At 53.9% G+C, this 20,233-nt stretch carries 17 protein-coding genes; 8 read left to right on the top strand and 9 right to left on the bottom strand.

Annotation, left to right across the window (positions count from 1 at the left end; translation table 11 throughout):
• Window positions 1-43: 43 nt before the first annotated feature.
• Genes J1784_RS07575 through yjiA form a run of 3 tightly spaced genes read left to right on the top strand, consistent with a single transcriptional unit; the run spans window position 44 to window position 3,462 of the window.
• Window positions 44-2,197: a carbon starvation CstA family protein gene (locus J1784_RS07575; protein WP_217148672.1), complete on the top strand. Its 2,154-nt coding sequence runs from the start codon at window positions 44-46 to the stop codon at window positions 2,195-2,197.
• 59 nt (window positions 2,198-2,256) lie between these two features.
• Complete coding sequence (locus J1784_RS07580) at window positions 2,257-2,460, top strand: YbdD/YjiX family protein (RefSeq protein WP_014341854.1); 204 nt, start codon at window positions 2,257-2,259, stop codon at window positions 2,458-2,460.
• Between the two features lie 30 nt (window positions 2,461-2,490).
• A complete protein-coding gene (gene yjiA, locus J1784_RS07585) occupies window positions 2,491-3,462 on the top strand; it encodes a GTPase (RefSeq protein WP_217148673.1) in 972 nt (323 codons plus the stop codon).
• A 14-nt stretch (window positions 3,463-3,476) separates the two neighbouring features.
• On the opposite strand, the gene btsR is transcribed toward yjiA, so the two are convergent.
• The 7 genes from btsR to J1784_RS07620 form a co-directional block, all read right to left on the bottom strand.
• Entirely contained in the window at window positions 3,477-4,196 is a 720-nt protein-coding gene (gene btsR, locus J1784_RS07590) for a two-component system response regulator BtsR (RefSeq protein ID WP_217148674.1), read from the bottom strand.
• Window positions 4,190-5,878 carry a sensor histidine kinase gene (locus J1784_RS07595; RefSeq protein ID WP_217148675.1) on the bottom strand — a complete coding sequence of 563 codons (1,689 nt, stop codon included), beginning with the start codon at window positions 5,876-5,878 and terminating at the stop codon, window positions 4,190-4,192. The genes btsR and J1784_RS07595 overlap by 7 nt, the downstream gene beginning before the upstream one ends.
• 151 nt (window positions 5,879-6,029) lie before the next feature.
• Window positions 6,030-7,370 carry an MFS transporter gene (locus tag J1784_RS07600; RefSeq protein WP_217148676.1) on the bottom strand — a complete coding sequence of 447 codons (1,341 nt, stop codon included), beginning with the start codon at window positions 7,368-7,370 and terminating at the stop codon, window positions 6,030-6,032.
• A gap of 41 nt (window positions 7,371-7,411) precedes the next feature.
• Complete coding sequence (locus tag J1784_RS07605; RefSeq protein ID WP_217148677.1) at window positions 7,412-8,503, bottom strand: Ldh family oxidoreductase; 1,092 nt, start codon at window positions 8,501-8,503, stop codon at window positions 7,412-7,414.
• Entirely contained in the window at window positions 8,490-9,596 is a 1,107-nt protein-coding gene (locus J1784_RS07610; RefSeq protein ID WP_217148678.1) for a mandelate racemase/muconate lactonizing enzyme family protein, read from the bottom strand. Before J1784_RS07610 ends, J1784_RS07605 begins: the two co-directional genes overlap by 14 nt.
• Before the next feature lie 39 nt (window positions 9,597-9,635).
• Window positions 9,636-10,481, bottom strand: coding sequence for a fumarylacetoacetate hydrolase family protein (locus J1784_RS07615; RefSeq protein WP_217148679.1), 846 nt, complete (start codon window positions 10,479-10,481; stop codon window positions 9,636-9,638).
• 35 nt (window positions 10,482-10,516) lie between these two features.
• Entirely contained in the window at window positions 10,517-11,248 is a 732-nt protein-coding gene (locus J1784_RS07620; protein ID WP_217148680.1) for an SDR family oxidoreductase, read from the bottom strand.
• A 202-nt stretch (window positions 11,249-11,450) separates the two neighbouring features.
• Between J1784_RS07620 and J1784_RS07625 the strand changes: the two genes are divergently transcribed.
• Window positions 11,451-12,275, top strand: coding sequence for an IclR family transcriptional regulator (locus tag J1784_RS07625; protein ID WP_217148681.1), 825 nt, complete (start codon window positions 11,451-11,453; stop codon window positions 12,273-12,275).
• On the opposite strand, the gene J1784_RS07630 is transcribed toward J1784_RS07625, so the two are convergent.
• Window positions 12,272-12,742 (bottom strand): MarR family winged helix-turn-helix transcriptional regulator, encoded by a 471-nt coding sequence (locus J1784_RS07630; RefSeq protein ID WP_217148682.1) that lies wholly within the window; start codon window positions 12,740-12,742, stop codon window positions 12,272-12,274. The two genes, J1784_RS07625 and J1784_RS07630, sit on opposite strands and share 4 nt — an antisense overlap.
• Window positions 12,743-12,850: 108 nt before the next feature.
• On the opposite strand from J1784_RS07630, the gene J1784_RS07635 reads away from it, so the two are divergent.
• The gene (locus J1784_RS07635; protein ID WP_217148683.1) at window positions 12,851-13,978 is read left to right on the top strand and encodes an FAD-dependent oxidoreductase; all 1,128 of its coding nucleotides are present in this window, start codon (window positions 12,851-12,853) and stop codon (window positions 13,976-13,978) included.
• 105 nt (window positions 13,979-14,083) lie between these two features.
• Here J1784_RS07635 and J1784_RS07640 read toward each other — a convergent pair whose 3' ends face one another.
• Window positions 14,084-15,190 carry an ABC transporter substrate-binding protein gene (locus tag J1784_RS07640; protein ID WP_217148684.1) on the bottom strand — a complete coding sequence of 369 codons (1,107 nt, stop codon included), beginning with the start codon at window positions 15,188-15,190 and terminating at the stop codon, window positions 14,084-14,086.
• Between the two features lie 202 nt (window positions 15,191-15,392).
• Between J1784_RS07640 and J1784_RS07645 the strand changes: the two genes are divergently transcribed.
• The 3 genes from J1784_RS07645 to treY all read left to right on the top strand — a co-directional run bounded on the left by J1784_RS07645 (window position 15,393) and on the right by treY (window position 20,145).
• Window positions 15,393-15,680, top strand: coding sequence for a hypothetical protein (locus J1784_RS07645; protein ID WP_238485441.1), 288 nt, complete (start codon window positions 15,393-15,395; stop codon window positions 15,678-15,680).
• Between the two features lie 158 nt (window positions 15,681-15,838).
• Window positions 15,839-17,620, top strand: coding sequence for a malto-oligosyltrehalose trehalohydrolase (gene treZ, locus J1784_RS07650; RefSeq protein WP_217148685.1), 1,782 nt, complete (start codon window positions 15,839-15,841; stop codon window positions 17,618-17,620).
• Window positions 17,621-17,622: 2 nt separating this feature from the next.
• Window positions 17,623-20,145, top strand: a complete 2,523-nt coding sequence (gene treY, locus J1784_RS07655; RefSeq protein WP_217148686.1) for a malto-oligosyltrehalose synthase — start codon at window positions 17,623-17,625, stop codon at window positions 20,143-20,145.
• The last annotated feature ends 88 nt before the right edge of the window (window positions 20,146-20,233 follow it).

A 20,233-nucleotide genomic window follows, 5' to 3' on the forward strand; every position in this document is an offset into this window, starting at 1 on the left:
GAGAGGGGTATTTCGTCATTTTTTCAAAATAACCGGGTTATTTATGAATAAACAAACATTACTCAGGCACATACCGTGGATGATTGTGGCTCTTCTCGGTGCCTGCTGTCTTGGCGTCGTCGCCCTGCGGCGCGGCGAACAAATCAGCGCCTTATGGATAGTGGTGGCCTCGGTGTCGGTCTATCTGGTGGCCTATCGTTATTACAGCCTGTATATCGCGCAAAAGGTCATGAAACTTGACCCTTCGCGCGCGACACCGGCGGTTATCAACAATGACGGCCTGAACTATGTGCCGACCAACCGCAATGTGCTGTTCGGCCACCATTTTGCCGCCATCGCCGGTGCCGGTCCGTTAGTCGGTCCGGTACTTGCTGCGCAAATGGGTTATCTGCCGGGCGTGCTGTGGCTGCTGGCGGGTGTGGTTCTGGCCGGTGCGGTGCAGGACTTTATGGTGCTGTTCATTTCTTCTCGCCGTAACGGTGCATCTCTGGGCGAGATGATCAAAGAAGAAATGGGGCCGGTGCCGGGCACTATCGCACTGTTCGGTTGTTTCCTGATCATGATTATTATTCTGGCGGTGCTGGCACTTATCGTGGTGAAAGCGCTGGCGGAAAGCCCGTGGGGCGTGTTTACCGTGTGCTCAACGGTGCCGATTGCGCTGTTTATGGGCATCTACATGCGCTTTATCCGACCGGGACGCGTAGGTGAAATCTCGGTGATTGGGGTGATCCTGCTGGTCGCTGCCATCTATTTCGGCGGCGTTATCGCGAGCGATCCGTTCTGGGGTCCGGCGCTGACGTTCAAAGACACCACCATCACCTTTACGCTGATTGGTTATGCGTTTGTTTCCGCCCTGCTGCCGGTCTGGCTGATTTTGGCACCGCGTGACTATCTGGCGACCTTCCTGAAAATCGGCGTTATTGTCGGGCTGGCAATCGGGATTGTGATCCTCAATCCTGAACTGAAAATGCCTGCGCTGACGCAGTACATCGACGGCACAGGTCCGTTGTGGAAAGGCGCGCTGTTCCCGTTCCTGTTTATTACCATTGCCTGCGGTGCGGTGTCCGGTTTCCACGCGCTGATTGCTTCCGGCACCACGCCTAAACTGCTGGCCTGCGAAACCGATGCGCGGTTTATCGGTTACGGCGCGATGCTGATGGAATCCTTCGTGGCGGTGATGGCGCTGGTCGCGGCATCGATTATCGAACCGGGTCTGTACTTTGCGATGAATACCCCGCCCGCCGGACTCGGCATCACCATGCCAAACCTGCACGAACTGGGCGGCGATAATGCGCCGATGATCCTGGCCCAGCTGAAAGACGTCACGGCACACGCCGCGGCGACGGTCAGTTCATGGGGATTTGTGATTTCGCCTGAACAGATTATGCAGACCGCCAAAGACATCGGCGAACCTTCCGTACTTAACCGTGCGGGTGGCGCACCGACGCTTGCCGTCGGGATTGCGCATGTGTTTCACAAAATCATGCCGCTGGCGGATATGGGCTTCTGGTATCACTTCGGCATTCTGTTTGAGGCGCTCTTTATCCTGACAGCTTTGGACGCCGGTACACGTTCCGGCCGATTTATGTTGCAGGATTTGCTGGGTAACTTTGTGCCGTTCCTGAAAAAAACTGATTCGCTGGTCGCCGGGATTATCGGCACAGCCGGTTGTGTCGGGCTGTGGGGATATCTGTTGTATCAGGGCGTGGTCGATCCTCTGGGCGGCGTGAAAAGCCTGTGGCCACTGTTCGGGATTTCGAACCAGATGCTGGCTGCCGTCGCGCTGATCCTCGCCACCGTGGTTCTGGTCAAGATGAAACGCACCAAGTACATCTGGGTCACGATGGTGCCTGCCATCTGGCTGCTGATTTGCACCACCTGGGCGCTGGGTCTGAAACTGTTCAGCTCTAATGCGCAGATGGAAGGTTTCTTCTACATGGCCGGTCAGTACAAAGCGCGCATCAGCGCAGGTGGCGCTGACCTGACGCCGGAACAGATCAGCAATATGCACCATATTGTTATCAACAATTACACCAACGCCGGGCTGAGTATTCTGTTCCTGATTGTTGTGTACAGCATCATTTTCTACGGCATCCGCGCCTGCCTTCAGGCACGTAAAACCGACAAACGTACCGATAAGGAAACGCCTTATGTGCCGGTGCCGGCGGAAGGGATAAAAACCGTCTCCGGTCACTAACCGCTCGCCAGAAAGCCCCGCAAACGCGGGGCTTTTCCAAAAAATTCAAAGGAGTAAGTATGTTTGACAACTTAGGTGCGGCGAAGAAATACCTCGGTCAGGCCGCACGTATGCTGGTGGGCATACCGGATTACGACACCTATGTTCTGCATATGCAGACCAATCACCCGGACACCACGCCGATGACCTATGAAGAGTTTTTCCGCGAACGCCAGCAGGCGCGTTACGGCGGTGACGGGAAAGGCGGCATGCGCTGTTGTTAAGAGGAAACTGTCGTTATGAGGAAAACAAGCATGACACCGATTGCAGTCATAGTATTAACCGGCTTTCTGGGTGCCGGAAAAACCACGCTCTTGCGCCAGATTTTGCATACCCAGCAGGAGATGAAAATTGCGGTGATCGAGAATGAATTTGGCGAAATGCCCATCGACAATCAGCTGATTGGCGACCGCGCCACACGCATCACCACTTTATCCAACGGTTGCATTTGCTGCACCCGTTCGGGGGAGCTGGAAGCGGCGCTGCTGGATTTGCTCGACAGTGTGGACAAAGGCGAAGTGCAGTTTGACCGCCTGATGATTGAATGCACCGGTATGGCCGATCCCGGCCCGATCCTGCAGGCATTTTTCGCCCATGAAGTGATCTGCGAGCGATATATGTTAGACGGCGTTATCACGCTGGTCGATGCCGTGCATGCCATGTCTCAGCTTGATCAGTTCCCGCTGGCACAGTCGCAGATTGGTTATGCCGATCGCATTCTGCTGACCAAAACCGATGTATCCGGTGAATGCCCGGAACTGACAGAACGGCTGCAACGCATTAATGCCCGTGCGCCGGTATATAAAATGGTGCAGGGCGATATCGATACGGCGCTGTTGTTCGATACCCGCGGATTTATGCTCGAAGAAAACGTGGTCGCTGCAAAACCGCTGTTCCACCGTGTCACGCCACAGCAAAACGCCGTGTCCTCGATTGTGGTGGAGCTGGATTATCCGGTGGCGTTGACGGCAATATCGCAGGTGATGGAAGAACTGCTGGCCAGTTTTGCCGACAATCTGATGCGCTATAAAGGCATGTTGTGGATAGAAGATAAGCCTGACCGCCTGCTGTTTCAGGGCGTGCAGCGCCTGTACAGCGCCGACTGGGATCGCCCGTGGCAGCCTGACGAAACGCCGCGCAGCGCACTGGTGTTCATCGGTATGCAGCTGCCTGAAACCCAAATCCGCGAAGCCTTTGCCAGGCTGCGCCCCGTCAGCCCACTCTGAAAAAACGGTGGCGTTTACAGCCCCACCGTCTCTTTTAACGATTTCAGATAACGACGGCTGACCGGCACAATCTGACCATCGCGCAGCAACAGTTCCGCCTGATTTTTATCTTCCAGGCGGATTTCCTTCAGATAATCCATATTCACCAGATATTGCCGGTGACAACGTAACAACGGCGTGCGAACTTCCAGCGTACGCAGCGTCAGTTCCGTAAACGTTTCTTTGCCATCCTGCCCGGTCACGTACACGCCGCCAATCCGGCTGCTGACAAAGGCCACATCTTCCAGCTGCAACAGCCAGATACGGTTGCTGCTCAGGCAGGGAATAAACTTCAGCGGCTGCTGGTACTGCGGCAACGGCGTAATATCCTGTTCCTGAAAACCCAGCCGCAATCTGGCCAGCGTTTTCTGTAAGCGCGCGGTCTGAATGGGCTTGAGCAGATAATCGAACGCACACTGTTCAAATGCCTGCACCGCATATTCCTCAAATGCGGTCAGAAAAACGATATGCGGGCGATGTTGCTCATCGAGCATTCCGACCATTTCCAGTCCGCTGATACGCGGCATATTAATATCCAGAAACACCACGTCCGGACGGATTTTGTGGATCACGCCGATCGCTTCTATGGCGTTGGAACACTCGCCGACGATCTCTATGTCACTTTCATCCTGAAGCTGTAAACGCAGATTCTCCAGCGCCATCGGCTCATCATCAACAATCAGCACTCTTAACATGGCGCGCCCTCCGCAGGCAGACGTAGCGTAATACGCGTGAAATCATCCGGTTTACAGCTGACGGTAATACCGTAATCCTCCCCGAACCGTGCCCGTAAACGTTTATCCACCAGGTTCATGCCCAGTCCGTCACTGTTTTCTTCAGGCTGATACAAACCGGCGTTATCTTCCACTTCGACGATCACTGTCTGGCCCTCACTGTAGGCACGAATAATAATATTGCCATCGCTCAGCAACTGAGACGTTCCATGTTTGATGGCGTTTTCCACCAGCGGTTGCAGAGTAAATGCGGGAAGTTTGTGAAAAGAGAACTCATCAGGCACCTGTAAATCCACGTTAAGCCGGGACGAAAACCGGGCCAGTTCGATTTGCAGATAGGCATTCACATGCTCCAGTTCATCCGCCAGTGTGACGACTTCGGAAGAGCGTTTGAGATTTTTGCGAAAGAACGTTGAGAGATACTGCACCAGTTGCCCGGCCTTATCACTGTCGTGGCGGATCACCGCCATCAGCGTATTCAGCGCGTTAAACAGAAAATGAGGATTTACCTGCGCGTGCAGCAGCTTGATTTCAGACTGCGCCAGCAGCGCTTTTTGTTGTTCGAATTTACCGGCGAGGATCTGCGCCGACAACAGCTGAGCAATGCCCTCTCCCAGCGTGCGGTTGATGGAACTGAACAGCCGGTTGCGGACTTCGTATAATTTGATGGTGCCGATCACCCGCTGATTCTCGCCACGCAGCGGGATCACCAGCGTCGAACCCAGCTTGCAGTTGGGATGCAGAGAACAGCGGTAAGGCAGCTCGTTGCCGTCGGCGTACACCACTTCATCGTTCTCGATGGCGCGCCAGGTATATTGCGAAGCTATCGGTTTGCCGACCAGATGGTGATCGTCACCGATGCCGGTGAAGGCCAGCAATTTCTCGCGGTCGGTAATCGCCACCGCGCCGATATCCAGCTCTTTCAGCAGCACCTGCGCCACTTTCATGCTGTTCTCTTCATTGAATCCGCGCCGTAAAATCCCTTCGGTCGAGGCCGCGACTTTCAGCGCCGTCGCCGAAAACGCCGAGGTGTATTTTTCGAACATCGCCCGCTTATCCAGCAGAATACGCATAAACATCGCCGCACCGAGGGTATTGGTCACCATCATTGGCGCGGCAATGCTGCCGACCAGATTTAGCGCATCGTTAAACGGACGGGCAATAAGCAGGATGATCAGCATTTGCAGCATTTCGGCGACGAACGTCACGGCCGCCGCCACCAGCGGATTAAACAGCTTGTCGATGCGTCCGCGTTTAATGAATACGCTGTGCACCAGACCACCCAGTAATCCTTCGGCGATGGTCGACACCATGCAGCTCAGCGCCGTCATGCCGCCCATCGAATAACGGTGGATCCCGCCGGTCAGACCGACTAATCCGCCGACCACCGGCCCGCCGAGCAATCCGCCCATCACCGCGCCGATCGCACGAGTATTGGCAATCGAATCTTCGATATGCAGCCCGAAATAGGTGCCCATAATGCAAAAAATGGAAAACGTGATATAGCACAAAAGCTTGTGCGGAAGGCGCACCGTGACCTGAACCAGCGGTATAAATAACCGCGTTTTGCTCATCAGCCAGGCGATCACCAAAAACACGCACATTTGCTGTAACAGCAGCAAGATAAGATTAAATTCGTACATTCCCGGAGCATCCAAAATACAACAAGCCGGTAATATATCTTGATCAACAAACGTTTACCTTGAAGCCGCCCGAAGAACGGGAATGCGGTGGTTGACAGTGACGCCATAATGCTGAGATGAGAGCAAACTGTCTATCGGGCGGTTTAGTTAGCTAAACAATCTGACTTCGCACCGCTTCTGCGGAAGTTTCAAGCGATGTGTTGGCGTAACTTGCGAGCTTTATAACAGCAAAGACGGTAATCAAACAACAGAGAGCCAGATAACCCGAAACATAATGGGAACTGCCGTGCGCATACTGGACCAATAATGCACAAATCAGGGGCGTAGGTCCGGCGATAAGCATGCTGTTGAGTTCACGCGCCACGCTGATCCCCGAGAAACGGTATTCTGTTGGGAAGATTTTCGCCAGCAGTAATCCCTGCGGGCCAGCCATACCACCAAAACCCACAATGAAGCCAACACTCATTCCCAGAGTGATCAACTCCATACTTTTTGTGTCCAGAAGAATAAACAGCGGCCACGCAAATAACGCCGTAAAAATCGCACTCAGAATATAAATCTTTGCTGCACCAAATTTATCCGACAGCCATCCCATAATGGGCGCACTGATTACGCCGCATAACGCAGAGATCAGCAGCGCCGTCAGCGCTTGCGATTTCGCAATACCTAAAGTGTTTGTCATATAACTCAGACTGAATGCGCTGAGAATATAAACATTGGCATTATGGCCGGTGACCGCCAGGAAACCATAGAACAGCTGCCGGGGATAGCGCGTTATCAGCATTTTTAGCGGCAATTTATGCTCTTTCTTATCCTGCTCCGCCTTTTGCATCACTTCTAAATATTCCGGGGTTTCATCGAGTTGCCGGCGAATATACAGCGCAATGACGAACAAGACGGCTGAAGACAGGAAGGGTATGCGCCAGCCCCAGCTGATGATATCCGTTTCCGAAAGCTGTGAAACACCGAGGAATGCCAGGCTGGCAAACAGGATGCCCACCACCGTTGAGGATTGCAGCAGCGCGGTGAAAAAACCGCGCAGACGAACAGGGGCATATTCGTAGACCAGCGTAACGGCACCGGCATATTCAGCCCCGGCGCCGAATCCCTGCACCATGCGCATCAGCACCAGTAAAATGGGGGCCAATATTCCGATCTGCGCATATCCCGGCAGCAACCCAATCGTGACAGTTCCTATTCCCATCAGGGAAATGGAAAAAATCAGCGCGGGCTTACGCCCGAAACGATCGCCAAAGTGTGAAATCAAGACCCCGCCCAGAGGACGCATTATGAAACCGATGGCAAAGGTGGCAAACGCAGCCAGAACCCCGGCGGTCGCTGACAACTCGGGGAAGAAAATATGATTAATGATCAGCCCGGCAGCGGCACCGTAAAGCGCATAGTCGAACCACTCAATAATCGTACCAATGACAGAGGCGACAACGGCTTTTGTGACGCCCGCCTTTTGGGGAGTTCTCATTGTATGAACCATAGCTGTATTCCTTGGTATCGGTGATAAAAGCTGTGTGGACTTCAGCGACCGGTGATGGGAAGAGGCATACTGAGCCCCTGTTCTGCCGCCAGTTGGCTGACCGTTTCGATCAATGATTCGGATAAGGGGAGCCCGTTTCGCTGCCCTTCAGCCAGCGTCGCCAGAGCACGTTCACCTGGCAATCTCACGCGGTTGATGCCGGGTTTAGGCGGCGAGTCGTGGCAAGCCTGAACCAACGCGTCAATTTGTTTCAGATAAGCGTCGTTACCTGCCATGGCGGCAGGCGAGTGCAAGGTAATAGTAATGGCCGCGCTCCAGCCTTCATTAACTTCGCCCCGGCCCCGCCCGCTCAGGCAACCGGAGAGGATCTCCACCATCAGCCCCAGTGCATAGCCTTTATGTCCTGCATCCGTACCGCCGAGCGGCAAAATCGTACCCGGCGTATCACCCGTGAGCAGCGAGGGATCACCGCTGGGTTGCCCCTGCGCATCCTGCAATATGGGTGAAGAAAAATGTTCGCCTGCCGCCTGCTTAAGCGCCACGGTCGCATTGGTTGCCAGCGAGGTTGCCATATCAATGAGGATCGGCTCGCCACTGGTGGGCGCACCCAGCGCGATGGGGTTGGATGTCAGTACCGCACCGATACCGCCAAACGGCGCCACGCTGCGGTGTCCCGGATCTGTCAGGGAGATAAAAATGATAAAGCCGCGTTCAGTTGCAGCCTGAAGATAAGCGCTCAGACAGGCAGCGTGGTGGCTGTTTTGCACAGAAACCGTTGCCGTGCCATAGCGCTGCGCGCGGACAATCGCTTCGCTGACCGCCCGCTGAACCAGCCATGGGCCCGGCAGTTTGTTACCATCCCATGTCAGACATGCCGCAAAATCCTGAATAACACGCGGTTCGCCTTCAACGTTCATACCGCCCTGGTGAATCTCACGCAGGTAGGCAGGCAGCAGCACAAGGCCGTGCGTCGTGGAGCCAAATCCTTCGCCACGCACCAGCACATCGGCCACCGCCCGGGCCTTATCATCAGGCATGCCTGCACGGGAAAGCAGTGTGTAACTCAGGGCTGTGAGAGCCTGCATGTCATAACGTTTGCGCATGACATTCACGTCCTCGTTATCGGATGACATGGCGCGATCCCGGAACACAGTGCGCATCAATAGCCTGCTGACTCCAGTCAATACCCAAACCAGGCTGGTCGCTGGGGAATGCCCGACCATTTTCGATACGCAAACCGGTATGGGTCAGGTCATCAAGCTGAGGAATATATTCGAGCCAGCGGGCGTTAGGTACTGCGGTGCAGAGTGAAACATGCAGCTCCATCAGGAAATGTGGGCAAACAGACACATTGAAACACTCTGCCAGGTGCGCCACTTTCAACCAGGGGGTGATGCCGCCGATGCGAGCCACGTCCACCTGCACCACGGAACAGGCACCCTGCTGTAAATACTCGCGAAAGTGCAGCGCGCTATACAGACTTTCTCCGACGGCAATCGGCACCGAACTGTGCTGCGAAAGGCGCACATGCCCGCTGATATCATCGGCGGGAAGTGGCTCTTCCAGCCAGCCGATATCCAGCTCTTCATACCGCCGCGCCCGGCGAATGGCTTCGTCTACCCTAAACGCCTGATTAGCATCGGTGAAAATTTCAAACGAATCTCCTACGGCATCGCGTACCGCACGCAGGCGGGCAACATCCTCATTGACCGGGCGACCGACTTTAATTTTGCATCCCTGAAAGCCAGATGCCTTCGCCTTCGCCGCATCATCCACCAGCGCCGCAGGCGAAAGATGCAGCCAGCCCCCTTCGGTGGTGTACAACGGAATACTTTCTTGCGCCCCGCCCGCCATCAGGTGCAGCGGCAACCGGGCACGATGACAACGCAAATCCCATAGCGCGATATCGATGGCCGCCAGCGCTAGCGCGGTCAAAGGCCCCACCGTGGTCGCGTGCGTCATGAAAGAGAGTTCATGCCAGATGCTCTCAATCTGCTCGGCGTCTTTTCCGATTAGCGCCGGTGCCAGCGTTCTTTCCAGCAATGAAATGATCGCCGGTCCGCCGGTCCCGATGGTGTAGCTGTATCCCGTACCCACCACGCCATCAGCATCAGTGATTCGGACAAAGGGCGTTTCCTGACAAGTAAACGACTGGATGGCATCAACCCGCTTCACTTTTGGCTGTAGCTCAACCATAAAAATTTCAACGTGCGTAATGGTGGCCATATAACATCTGCTCCTGCGGTCTAAGAGGCGAAAATACAATTAATCAGCGGCGTAAGTGACCTGGTGCTGTCCACCCAGCCCTTCAATACCAAGACGAATATGCTGGCCCGCTTTCAGGTAAACCGGCGGATTCTGCCCCATGCCTACGCCCGGCGGTGTGCCGGTAGAAATAATGTCGCCGGGGTGCAGGCTCATAAATTTCGAAAGGTATGCGATCAGAAAGGCGACGCCGTAGACCATGGTTTGCGTGGAGCCGTTCTGATAGCAATGCCCGTCAACCTCCAGCCACATAGACAAATTCTGAGGATCCGGCACTTCATCACGTGTCACCAGCCAGGGGCCCGTCGGACCAAAGGTGTCGCAGCTCTTTCCCTTGCACCATTGACCCTGATGCTCCAGCTGAAAAGCGCGTTCGGACAGGTCGTTGATGACGCAGTAGCCCGCCACATACTCCAGCGCCTCTTCCTCCGCGACATACTTGGCGGTTTTGCCGATGACCACGCCCAGCTCAACTTCCCAGTCTGTTTTTACAGAATTACGCGGGATCTCGACCGGGTCATTAGCGCCCACAATGGCGTCAGGGGATTTCATAAAAATAATGGGTTCAGGGGGGACGACCGCTCCCGTTTCAGCGGCATGATCGGAATAGTTAAGACCGATACAAATAAATTTCCGGCTGTTCGCCACGCAGGGCCCCATCCGTTGTTCACCGGTGACTATCGGCAGCTGCTCCACCGGCAGCGCCGCCAGCATGGCCAGACTTTCCGCACTGAGTGCGGCAGCATCAATATCGTTAATGTGATCGGCGAGAGAGCGAATACGCCCCTGATCATCAACCAGACCCGGTCTTTCATGCCCAGCCGGACCGTAGCGTAGTAATTTCATCCGTTTTCCCCAACTTACGCGGTGTAATGAGTTTTTCAGGCAGCCCAGCCGCCATCGATGATATGAACCTGACCGGTGGTAAAACTGGCGTCTGCCAGATACAGCACCAGGTCGGCTATCTCCTCCGGAGAACCGATGCGGCCAATCGGCTGACGGGCAATAAAGGCCTTACGTGCCGCTTCATAATCTCCCTGCGCGCGCAAACGCTGCTGGAGCGACGGGCTGTCGACCGTACCGGGACAGATAGCGTTGCAACGAATACCCTGAGTGATGTAATCAGCGGCGACTGATTTTGTCAGGCCAATCACTGCGGCTTTCGTCACGCTGTAGGCAAAGCGGTCAGGCACCCCTTTGATGCTGGAAGCCACTGAGGCCATGTTGATGATGCAGCCCTCCTGCTGTGCCAACATGCCAGGCAACACGGCTTGGATCAGCTCATATTGCGCGCAGACATTCAGTTGCCAGGCGAACTCCAGATCACTGCGCGGGCATGTCTGTACCGTGCCGTTATGTACGACTCCGGCACAGTTAAACAGCACGTCAATCGTGCCGACCCGTGCGATCAACGCGTCCATATCCGCCCGGTCCAGCACATCAAGAGCCTCGGTCTGAATATTCTCCACGCCTTGCAGCTCACTGAGTTTTTCCCGATTCACATCGCTGGCGATGACATGGAAGCCCGCCTTTGCCAGCCGCAAAGCAGAGGCGCGGCCAATGCCCTGAGCTGCGCCGGTGATCAATACTTTCCTGGCTTTTTCTGCGGTCATAATAAGTTTCCACTCCATTACTGGTTTGTTTCTTAAGATGGGATTTAATGTAACTGAAATGTTTTCATTACTCATTAATGAATTTTGAATTCATATATGAGCGTCACAACAATCCATATTACCTGCTGTAAAATTTCGAATGAGTTCACAGAAATGATAAGATTTGAACGGTTCAGGTGAACAGGTAAGGGGGAAAAGCAGAATGAGTGGCCAAGAAGCGGAAGACCATAAAGACGAGGAAGGACAGGAGGATCGCTATCGTGCCCCGGCGCTTGATAAAGGGCTGGATATTATTGAGATGCTGGCGGGGCGCGAAGAGGGCATTTCACAGGCGGAAATTGCTAAGGTACTGGGACGTAAGCCCAATGAAATTTACCGCATGCTCGACCGTCTGGTGCGCCGGGGATATGTAATCCGTACCAGCGTTGATCAGTACGAACTGTCGTTGAAAATTTTTGAACTGGGAAATCGTCATTCACCGTTTCGCCGGCTGGCAACGCAGGCCCTTCCGTATCTGCGGGAGTTTGCCCGTGAGGCGAAACAGGCCTGTCATCTGGTGGTTTACGATCGCGGCGCGCTGACGGCTATCACCCAGGTTGATGCGCCAGGTTACTGGGGTTTTGGTATTCGCACGGGTTCGCGGATGGATCTGCTGAATACCGGCTCAGGACATGTGATGCTTGCTTTCTCGTCCGCCAACGAGCGCGAGTTTATGCTGCGCGAAAGTGAAGATCCCGGCAGTACAATCAGCGCTGAACTCGCACAACAGTTAACGCTGGTCCGCCAGCAGGGCTACGAAATGATGCCCAGCCAGCAAACCGTCGGCGTTTATAATATTGCCGTTCCAATACTTGCCAACGGGGATAAAGTCATCGCAGCGCTGGCATGCCCTTATTTACAGCACCTGGATTACATGAATTCGCCATCGCGTGAACAGGTACTCGAACAACTCAAATATACGGTGGCGCAAATTATGAGTTCGGGTATGCCTGAAAATCTGCGGATGTCTGAGAACATAACGCCTTAATCAAAATCTTCATAAGTGGCATCAGGCTCGATGCCCTTACGCAATTTGCCGGCGATTTCAGTCAGTGCGCCGGTATCCGCGGCGTTCAGGAAATTCAGAAAATATTGCCTGACGGCGGCGGCATGAACCGGCTCCGCCTGAACAATCAGCGCGGTGCCCGCTTTGGTAATACGTACGACGACACCTTTACCCTGACGACTTTCCCGGATGACGGCGTCACGGGTTTCCATCCTGCTCAGCTGATGTGACAAACGGCTTTTATCCCAGCCAAGAAACTGCTGAATGTCACGCTGCCTGAGCTCTCCGTGGCGGGTCGCTTTCAGCAGAGCCAGAATGGCAAAATCCTGCCCGGAAATGCCGGTCGCTTTCTGTAACTCGCTGGCAATTTTGGATGAAATCACTTCGGCCATCCGGCGAAAACCCCGCCACGCCATGAGTTCCTGATCGGTTAATTTTTCAGTTTTCATAGACACAGTTTATCACACAGAGTTGACATATCAACTCGAAAGGATAAGCATGTTGATATATCAACTCAGGCGACATCCCCGCCTGTTCAGCATTGTTAAGGAAACAAAATGACTCAACCCATCACGATTATCGGCGCAGGGCTTGGCGGATTAATGCTTGCCAGAGTGCTGCATGTTCACGGCATCGCGGCGACGGTTTATGAAGCAGATGACTCGGCAGAGGCACGTTCTCAGGGCGGGATGCTGGATATTCATGATTACAACGGACAGCTGGCGCTGAAAGACGCAGGGTTGTACGAGGAATTCACCCGGCTTATCCATGCAGGCGGTGAAGCCACAAAAGTGTACGACAAACACGGCACGCTGCTTTTTGCCGAAGATGATGACGGAACCGGCAACCGCCCCGAAGTGTTGCGTGGCGAACTGCGTCGTATTCTGCTGGAATCTTTGCCCGTCGGAACTGTGCAATGGAGGCATAAAGTCACGTCCGTCACTGCCATCGGCGGCGGGCAACACCTTGTAAAATTTGAAAACGGAGCAGAGGTCACGACCGAACTTCTGGTGGGCGCGGACGGCACATGGTCAAAAGTTCGTCCGTGCGTTTCTGAGGCTGTTCCGGCTTATACCGGGAATATCTATGCGGAAATCTGGCTGCGTGAAGCCGGTACAAATCACGCGGCGGGCGCGAAGGTGGTCGGCGATGGTTCTATGTTTGCAGTGGCTCCCGGCAAAGGCATTCTGGCACACAGCGAACCTCACGGCGTATTGCATATGTACGTGGCGCTGAACAAGCCTCTGGATTGGATAGATAATATTGACCGCACCACGGCGAAGGCGGCGCTGGCTGAAGTCGCCGCTGAATTTGAAGGATGGGCACCGGAACTGTTATCGCTGATAACCGAAAGCGATACTGCGCCGGCTTTCCGCCCGGTTTACTCACTGCCTTACGGGCACGAATGGCAGCATGTTCCCGGCGTCACCCTGATTGGCGATGCGGCACATCTGATGGCACCGAATGGCGAAGGGGCGAATCTCGCGCTGTTTGACGGTGCGCAATTGGGTAAATCCATTTCTGCAAATCCGGACGACTTTAGCGCCGCCCTTCTCGAATACGAAAAACAGTTGTTCCCGCGCACCGCCAAAGTTGCTGTGGAAACGCAGGAACTTCTGGTGACATTATTCGGTGCTGACTCCCCGCAGAGTCTGGTGACAATGTTTACGCAGCCGCAGTCCTGAAAAGCAAAGACGCACCTTATTCGTTAAGGTGCGTCTGAAGATGGCAGGATGATTATCCCGTCACCGCAACGTATCGCCGCAATTGATTATCAGCAAATAGCCCAATCACGGTTGCTCACCGCTGGCCGATAAAGCAAAGGTGCCCACCGGCGTGACGGGCAGATATTTTTTATAATAATCGTGATAGTTTTTCACAGGATCAATATCCTTAAATAAGTCAGGATAAAGGGATTTAGCAATAAACTGTACCATCGTGAAATCAACCAGTGTGCGCGATGCGCCCTGATAAACGCCGAAAAGTTTGCCATTCTTTATTGCCGGTAATGAACTCCAGCCGTTACGTTGCGCGAATCCGTTGAGCTTAGTTCTCGCCGTGGCTTCATTGACGCCGATACCCATTTCTAATGCAGTATCAACCTTATTATTTTCCCTGCCGGAAATAAAAATGACATCAGGTTTAGCGACCAGTAATTGCTCGGGATTGATTTCGCCCCACTGTTTAACGAAAGGTGCCGCTATATTTTCACCACCAGCGAGACGCAGCATCACCCCCCACATATTTTCGCCGTAGGTAAATGAATACTCTGCCGGACCTTTATTACCAAATTCAATGTAGACTTTTGGCTCAGGCAGGTTTGCCTGTTTGATCCTGTCTTTAATCAGCGTGATGTTGTTTTTATAAAGCCGGGCAAGTTCATCCGCACGCGCAGTCTGGCCGGTTAATATCCCGATGATTTCTGTAGATTTCACATGATTTTCAACCGTCTGGTCGTTGTAATCGAGCACAACAACCGGGATGTTCAGGTTTTGAAGTTGCGTGACTTCATACTTCAGGGCGGCGAACTGCCAGCTGGCTAAAATGACGACATCCGGTTTCAGGCTGATCACTTTTTCCAGTGACACATTGTGCAGGTCGATTTCGCCGATATCCGGGATGTCGGCGATGGACGGGCGGTGTTTAATATACATATCCCAGTTGGCCGGAACTTTGCCGTGCCAGGCTTCGCGGGAAATGCCGACAATATGGTCAAACGCCTGTTCACCGCCCACCGCCATATAATCTTCAAAGTAGAAACCTAATACCGCTCTTTTTACCGGGGTATTTAAGGTTATTTTATTTCCCAGTACATCGGTCAGTGTGGTTGTTGCTGCACTGGCCTGTCCGGCGATCACAACTGACAACATGAAAAGTAAAGTATGGAGAAACTTCATTTTATTCCCTTAGATATTGTGTGATTATTATTTGAGGATGAAATCCATTTTTAAAGACACGTTCTATTTCACTTAAGTCACTGCAAAAAAGGTAATTCCGCCGCGTCATTATCGCGGTGATATATTATACATTTGGTCGGGATCATGAGTACAGTCCGGATGCGGCGTTGCCGCTGACAGGCCGGCCCCGGCTTATCGTCTGATGTCCGCTTTGAAAATGAATGCTGATAATCACCTTAAAAACGCTTCTCTGAGGCTGAGCTATAATTCAGGTTTTACCGATGAGAAGGATACTTATATGGCTCCCGTCGCAAGTCTTTCAGGTGGCATAATATTTATTATCATTGGCATAGTGATGCTGTGGTTATTAATCAAGGCCTATAAAGCCAATCAGAACAAGAAGTTCTTCACACCGAGCAAATGCATGTTGCTCATCGGGACTGTCGTCTCTTTCGTTATTTCCCTGGTATTTTTCACCTCTTCCTCATGATGTTCGCATAATAGTGTTCCTTCGCGCCCCGGCCTCTCTGCCGGGGACGATTATCCGAAAGGATATCCGTCAGGCTCACCTCTTTTTCATCCTCGACTATCATTATTATTCGTTTGCTAACTGACCTTCTGACGCCCATTTTTACGCGAGGTAAAGCGATGCATTTCAGCGCATTCACCACCAGCTGGGGGGCGAATTTCATTGCCGCCGGTACGGTTCACTTTCGGGTCTGGGCACCGGGTCAGGCGAAAATCACCCTGCGGCTTTCCGGTAAAGATACACAAATGACCGCCGCTGAAAACGGCTGGTTTGAGACCGTGGCTACCGGTGTGTCTGCCGGTGAGGCGTACCAGTTTGTACTGGCCGACGGCATGGCGGTACCTGATCCTGCTTCGCGTAGCCAGCAGGCGGGCGTCAGCGGCCCATCGCTTGTCACGTCATCAGAAAGCTATCTGTGGCAAAACGCTGACTGGGCAGGACGTCCGTGGGAAGAATCGGTGATTTATGAGCTGCATGTCGGCACATTCACCCCGCAGGGCACGTTTTGCGCGGCGATGGAAAAACTGCCTTATCTCGCTGAAACCGGCGTCACCATGATTGAAGTGTTGCCGCTGGCGCAGTTTGGCGGCAACCGCGGCTGGGGATACGACGGCGTTTTACTGTACGCGCCGCATTCGGCTTATGGCAGACCGGATGATTTCAAGGCGTTTGTCGATGCAGCGCACGGTCACGGTATCTCCGTGGTGCTGGATATTGTGCTCAACCATTTTGGCCCGGAAGGCAATTACCTGCCCTTGCTGGCGCCGCAGTTTTTCGATGCTGAACGCCAGACCGCCTGGGGCGCGGGCATTGCCTATCATCAGGAAGGCGCGCGTCAGTACATTCTGGAAGCACCCCTTTACTGGCTGAAAGAGTATCGCCTCGACGGACTGCGTTTTGACGCCGTCGATCAGATGAAAGACGCCACCGAGCCGCACATTCTGCCGGAAATCGCCCGGCGTATTCGCGCCGACATCACCGACCGTCCCGTCCATCTGACCACCGAAGACAGCCGCAATATCACTTTCTTGCATCCGTACACAGCCGCTGGCGATGTGCCGCTGTTTACTGCCGAATGGAATGACGATTTACATAACGCGGTCCACGTTCTGAGCACCGGTGAAACGCACGCTTACTATCAGGATTTTGCCACCGATCCCGCCGCGCTGGCTGCCCGTGCATTTGCCGAAGGGTTCGCGTATCAGGGCGAAATTTCCCCGCAAAGCGGCAAACCTCGCGGGGAAAAGAGCAGCAGCCAGCCGCCGGTCGCTTTTGTCGATTTTATTCAAAACCATGACCAGATTGGCAATCGCGCGCAGGGTGACCGCCTCATCACGCTGGCCGGAGAACGCAAAACGCGCATCCTGCTCTCCGCGTTGCTGCTTTCACCGCATATCCCGCTGTTATTTATGGGCGAAGAATATGGCGAAACCCATCCGTTCCTGTTTTTCACCGATTTTGAAGGCCAGCTGGCGCAAGCCGTCCGCGAAGGACGCGCCAGGGAATTCGAAGGCCACAGCGGATATGGCAATGAAAGCGTGCCGGATCCTAACGCCGCAAAAACTTTCGGGATGTCTAAACTTGACTGGCAGAAACCCGTCAGCCCGCAAGGCGCGGACACTCTGGCCTTTACCCGCACATTACTCGCGCTGCGCCGGGATTATGTGGTGCCGTTGCTGACGCCTGCACAGGGTGACGTCGGCAAAATAATTCAGGCCTCTGAGGGCGTTATCGCCGTCAGCTGGACATTCCCTCAGGGCACACTTTCACTGATGCTAAATCTCGGTAAAACCGCGCAGCCTTTGCCGGACCAACCGGGTGAAACATTGTTTGCCTGGCCCGAAGCGACAGAAACGTCAGAACCCGACTCGATCATCGTCCGTCTTTCACGGGGAGAATAAACGTGAATATACCCGCTGCAACCTACCGAATTCAGTTCCGCGATGGCATGGATTTTGACAAAGCAGCGGCACTGATCCCTTATTTGAAACGACTCGGGATCAGCCACTTATATGCCTCGCCGGTGTTTACCGCGACCTCCGATTCGACGCACGGTTACGACATTACCGACGCCAATGAAATTGATCCGACTTTAGGCGGACGCGAAGGATTTGACCGTCTGTCGAGCGCGCTGAAGTCTGCCGGAATGGGGCTGATCCTGGATATTGTGCCTAATCATATGGCCGCGTCGCTGGAAAACCCGTGGTGGCGCGACGTGATTGAACATGGCGAAAAAAGCCGTTATGCGCGGCATTTTGACATCGACTGGTCGCGGCGTCTGACCCTGCCGTTTCTCGGTGATACGTTTGAGGACGTGCTGAAAAAAGGTGAAATCACTATTAAACCGGATCCCCAAACCGGACAGCCCGCTTTCGCATATTTCGACGCATTCTATCCCCTTGCGCCAGACACCTGTCCCAACGGTGAAACCACGGCGGATATTGCTGCATTAACGGATTTACACGAGCGCCAGTCCTACCGGCTGATGTCATGGCGGGATGCACCGCGTGAACTCTCCTACCGGCGTTTTTTTGAAATTACCGGCCTCGCTGGTGTGCGGGTGGAAGATGACGCGGTGTTTGATGATACGCACCGGCTAATCCTCGAGCTGGTGCATTCCGGCGCGGTGGACGGGTTGCGGGTCGATCATGTGGACGGTCTTGCCGATCCGAAAGCCTATCTTGAGCATCTGCGGGAAAAGGCCGGAGCGGAGTGCTATATCACGGTGGAAAAAATCCTCGGTGAAGGCGAGCGGCTGCCTGCTGACTGGCCGGTTTCCGGGACTACCGGTTATGAATTTATCGCCGCGCTTTCCGATGTGCTGGTCGAAGATGAAAACATCGCGGTGCTGCGCAATCTGTATGAAAACGTGGTCGGCAAACCGGTGGATATGCGCGAAGAATTGCGCGCCGCCAAACTGATGATGGTCGAGAAAAACTTCGAAGGGGAATTGAACACGCTTTGCCAGCTGGCGCTGAATATTGCACAAGTGGAAGGCCACACGTGGGATGCCAATACTCTGCGGGCGGCGCTGCGGGAATTGCTGATCGCCTTCCCGGTGTATCGCACTTACGGCACATCCCTAGGGCTGACCACGGATGACGCCACACTGCTGCATCAGATTATCGAAAAGATAAATACCTCCGCACTCGACGTGCCTGTGGATATTCTCGATTTTCTGGCACGCATTCTTTCTGCGCAGACAACGGCCGCCGTATCCGGTCAGGCCAGTCTGTTCCGCACCCGCTTTCAGCAACTGACCGGCCCGCTGATGGCGAAATCCGTGGAAGACACGCTGTTCTTTCGACAGCATATGGATCTCGCGCTGAACGAAGTGGGCGCCGAGCCTTTGCTGCGCAGATTCTCCCCCGACCGCTTCCATCAGGAAATGATCCGGCGTCTGGAAGAACAACCGGCAGCGCTTTCCACCACGTCAACTCATGATACTAAACGCGGCGAAGATGCCCGCGCCAGACTGTTTACCCTGACCGAAGCGCCGGAGCTCTGGGCTGAGAATGTCACCCGCTGGCATCAGATGAATCAGTCCAGAGTCGTCACATTGCCCGACGGCCCGGCACCAAAACTGACCGGCGCATGGATGCTTTATCAGGCGCTGGCCGGTGCGTGGCCGGCAACGCTGCGCCCGGATGACACAGAAGGTTTACAAGAACTTAATGAAAGGCTTCAGCTTTTCGTGGAAAAAGCGCTGCGCGAAGCCAAACTGCGCACCAACTGGGGTGACAGCAACGATGACTATGAAAACGCGGTGCTCGGTTATACGCGCCATCTGCTTTCGCCGGACAATCACGTTTTTCTGAATGATTTTTACCACTCACTCCGGCCTTTTATCCGCGCCGGACTGGTCAACAGTCTGACGCAGACGGTGATCAAAATGGTGGCACCGGGCGTACCGGATATTTATCAGGGCAGCGAATTGCTCAATTTCAGTCTGGTGGATCCGGATAACCGGCGTCTGCCGGATTTTGATGAGCTGGAAAAGCTGCTGATGAATAATGAAAAAACGCCGCGGGACGATGAAAACGCCTGGATGAGCGGACAGCTGAAACAACATATCGTTGCGGTGCTCGCCCGTTATCGTCAGCAAAAACCTGCGTTGTTTTTGCAGGGTGATTACGTTGCGCTGACCGCAGCGGGAGTTCACGCCAAAAACGTGATCGCATTTGCACGAACCTTCAGAGACGATGCGGCAATTATCGCGGCACCGCGTCTGGTTTTTGATACGCAAAAAGTCCATTTTAATCAGACAGAAGACGGATGGGATATGCAGATACTGCTGCCCGCTTCGCTGGCTAACCGAACCTATTCTGACCTGCTCAGTGGCAGGGAACTCCGTGCGACCGACAGGATAGATCTCAGTACCTGGCCGCGTGATGAACCGGTGGTGCTGTGTCCGTCACCGCGCTGAAACAGGTCATTTAATCAGCAGCTTTTAGGAATAAGCGGAATAATAGTCTGAGCATCAATTTATGGACTAGGCTTAAAGTCGGTTAACA

It is taken from the genome of Rahnella ecdela (genome assembly GCF_019049625.1).
GTDB lineage: Bacteria > Pseudomonadota > Gammaproteobacteria > Enterobacterales > Enterobacteriaceae > Rahnella > Rahnella ecdela.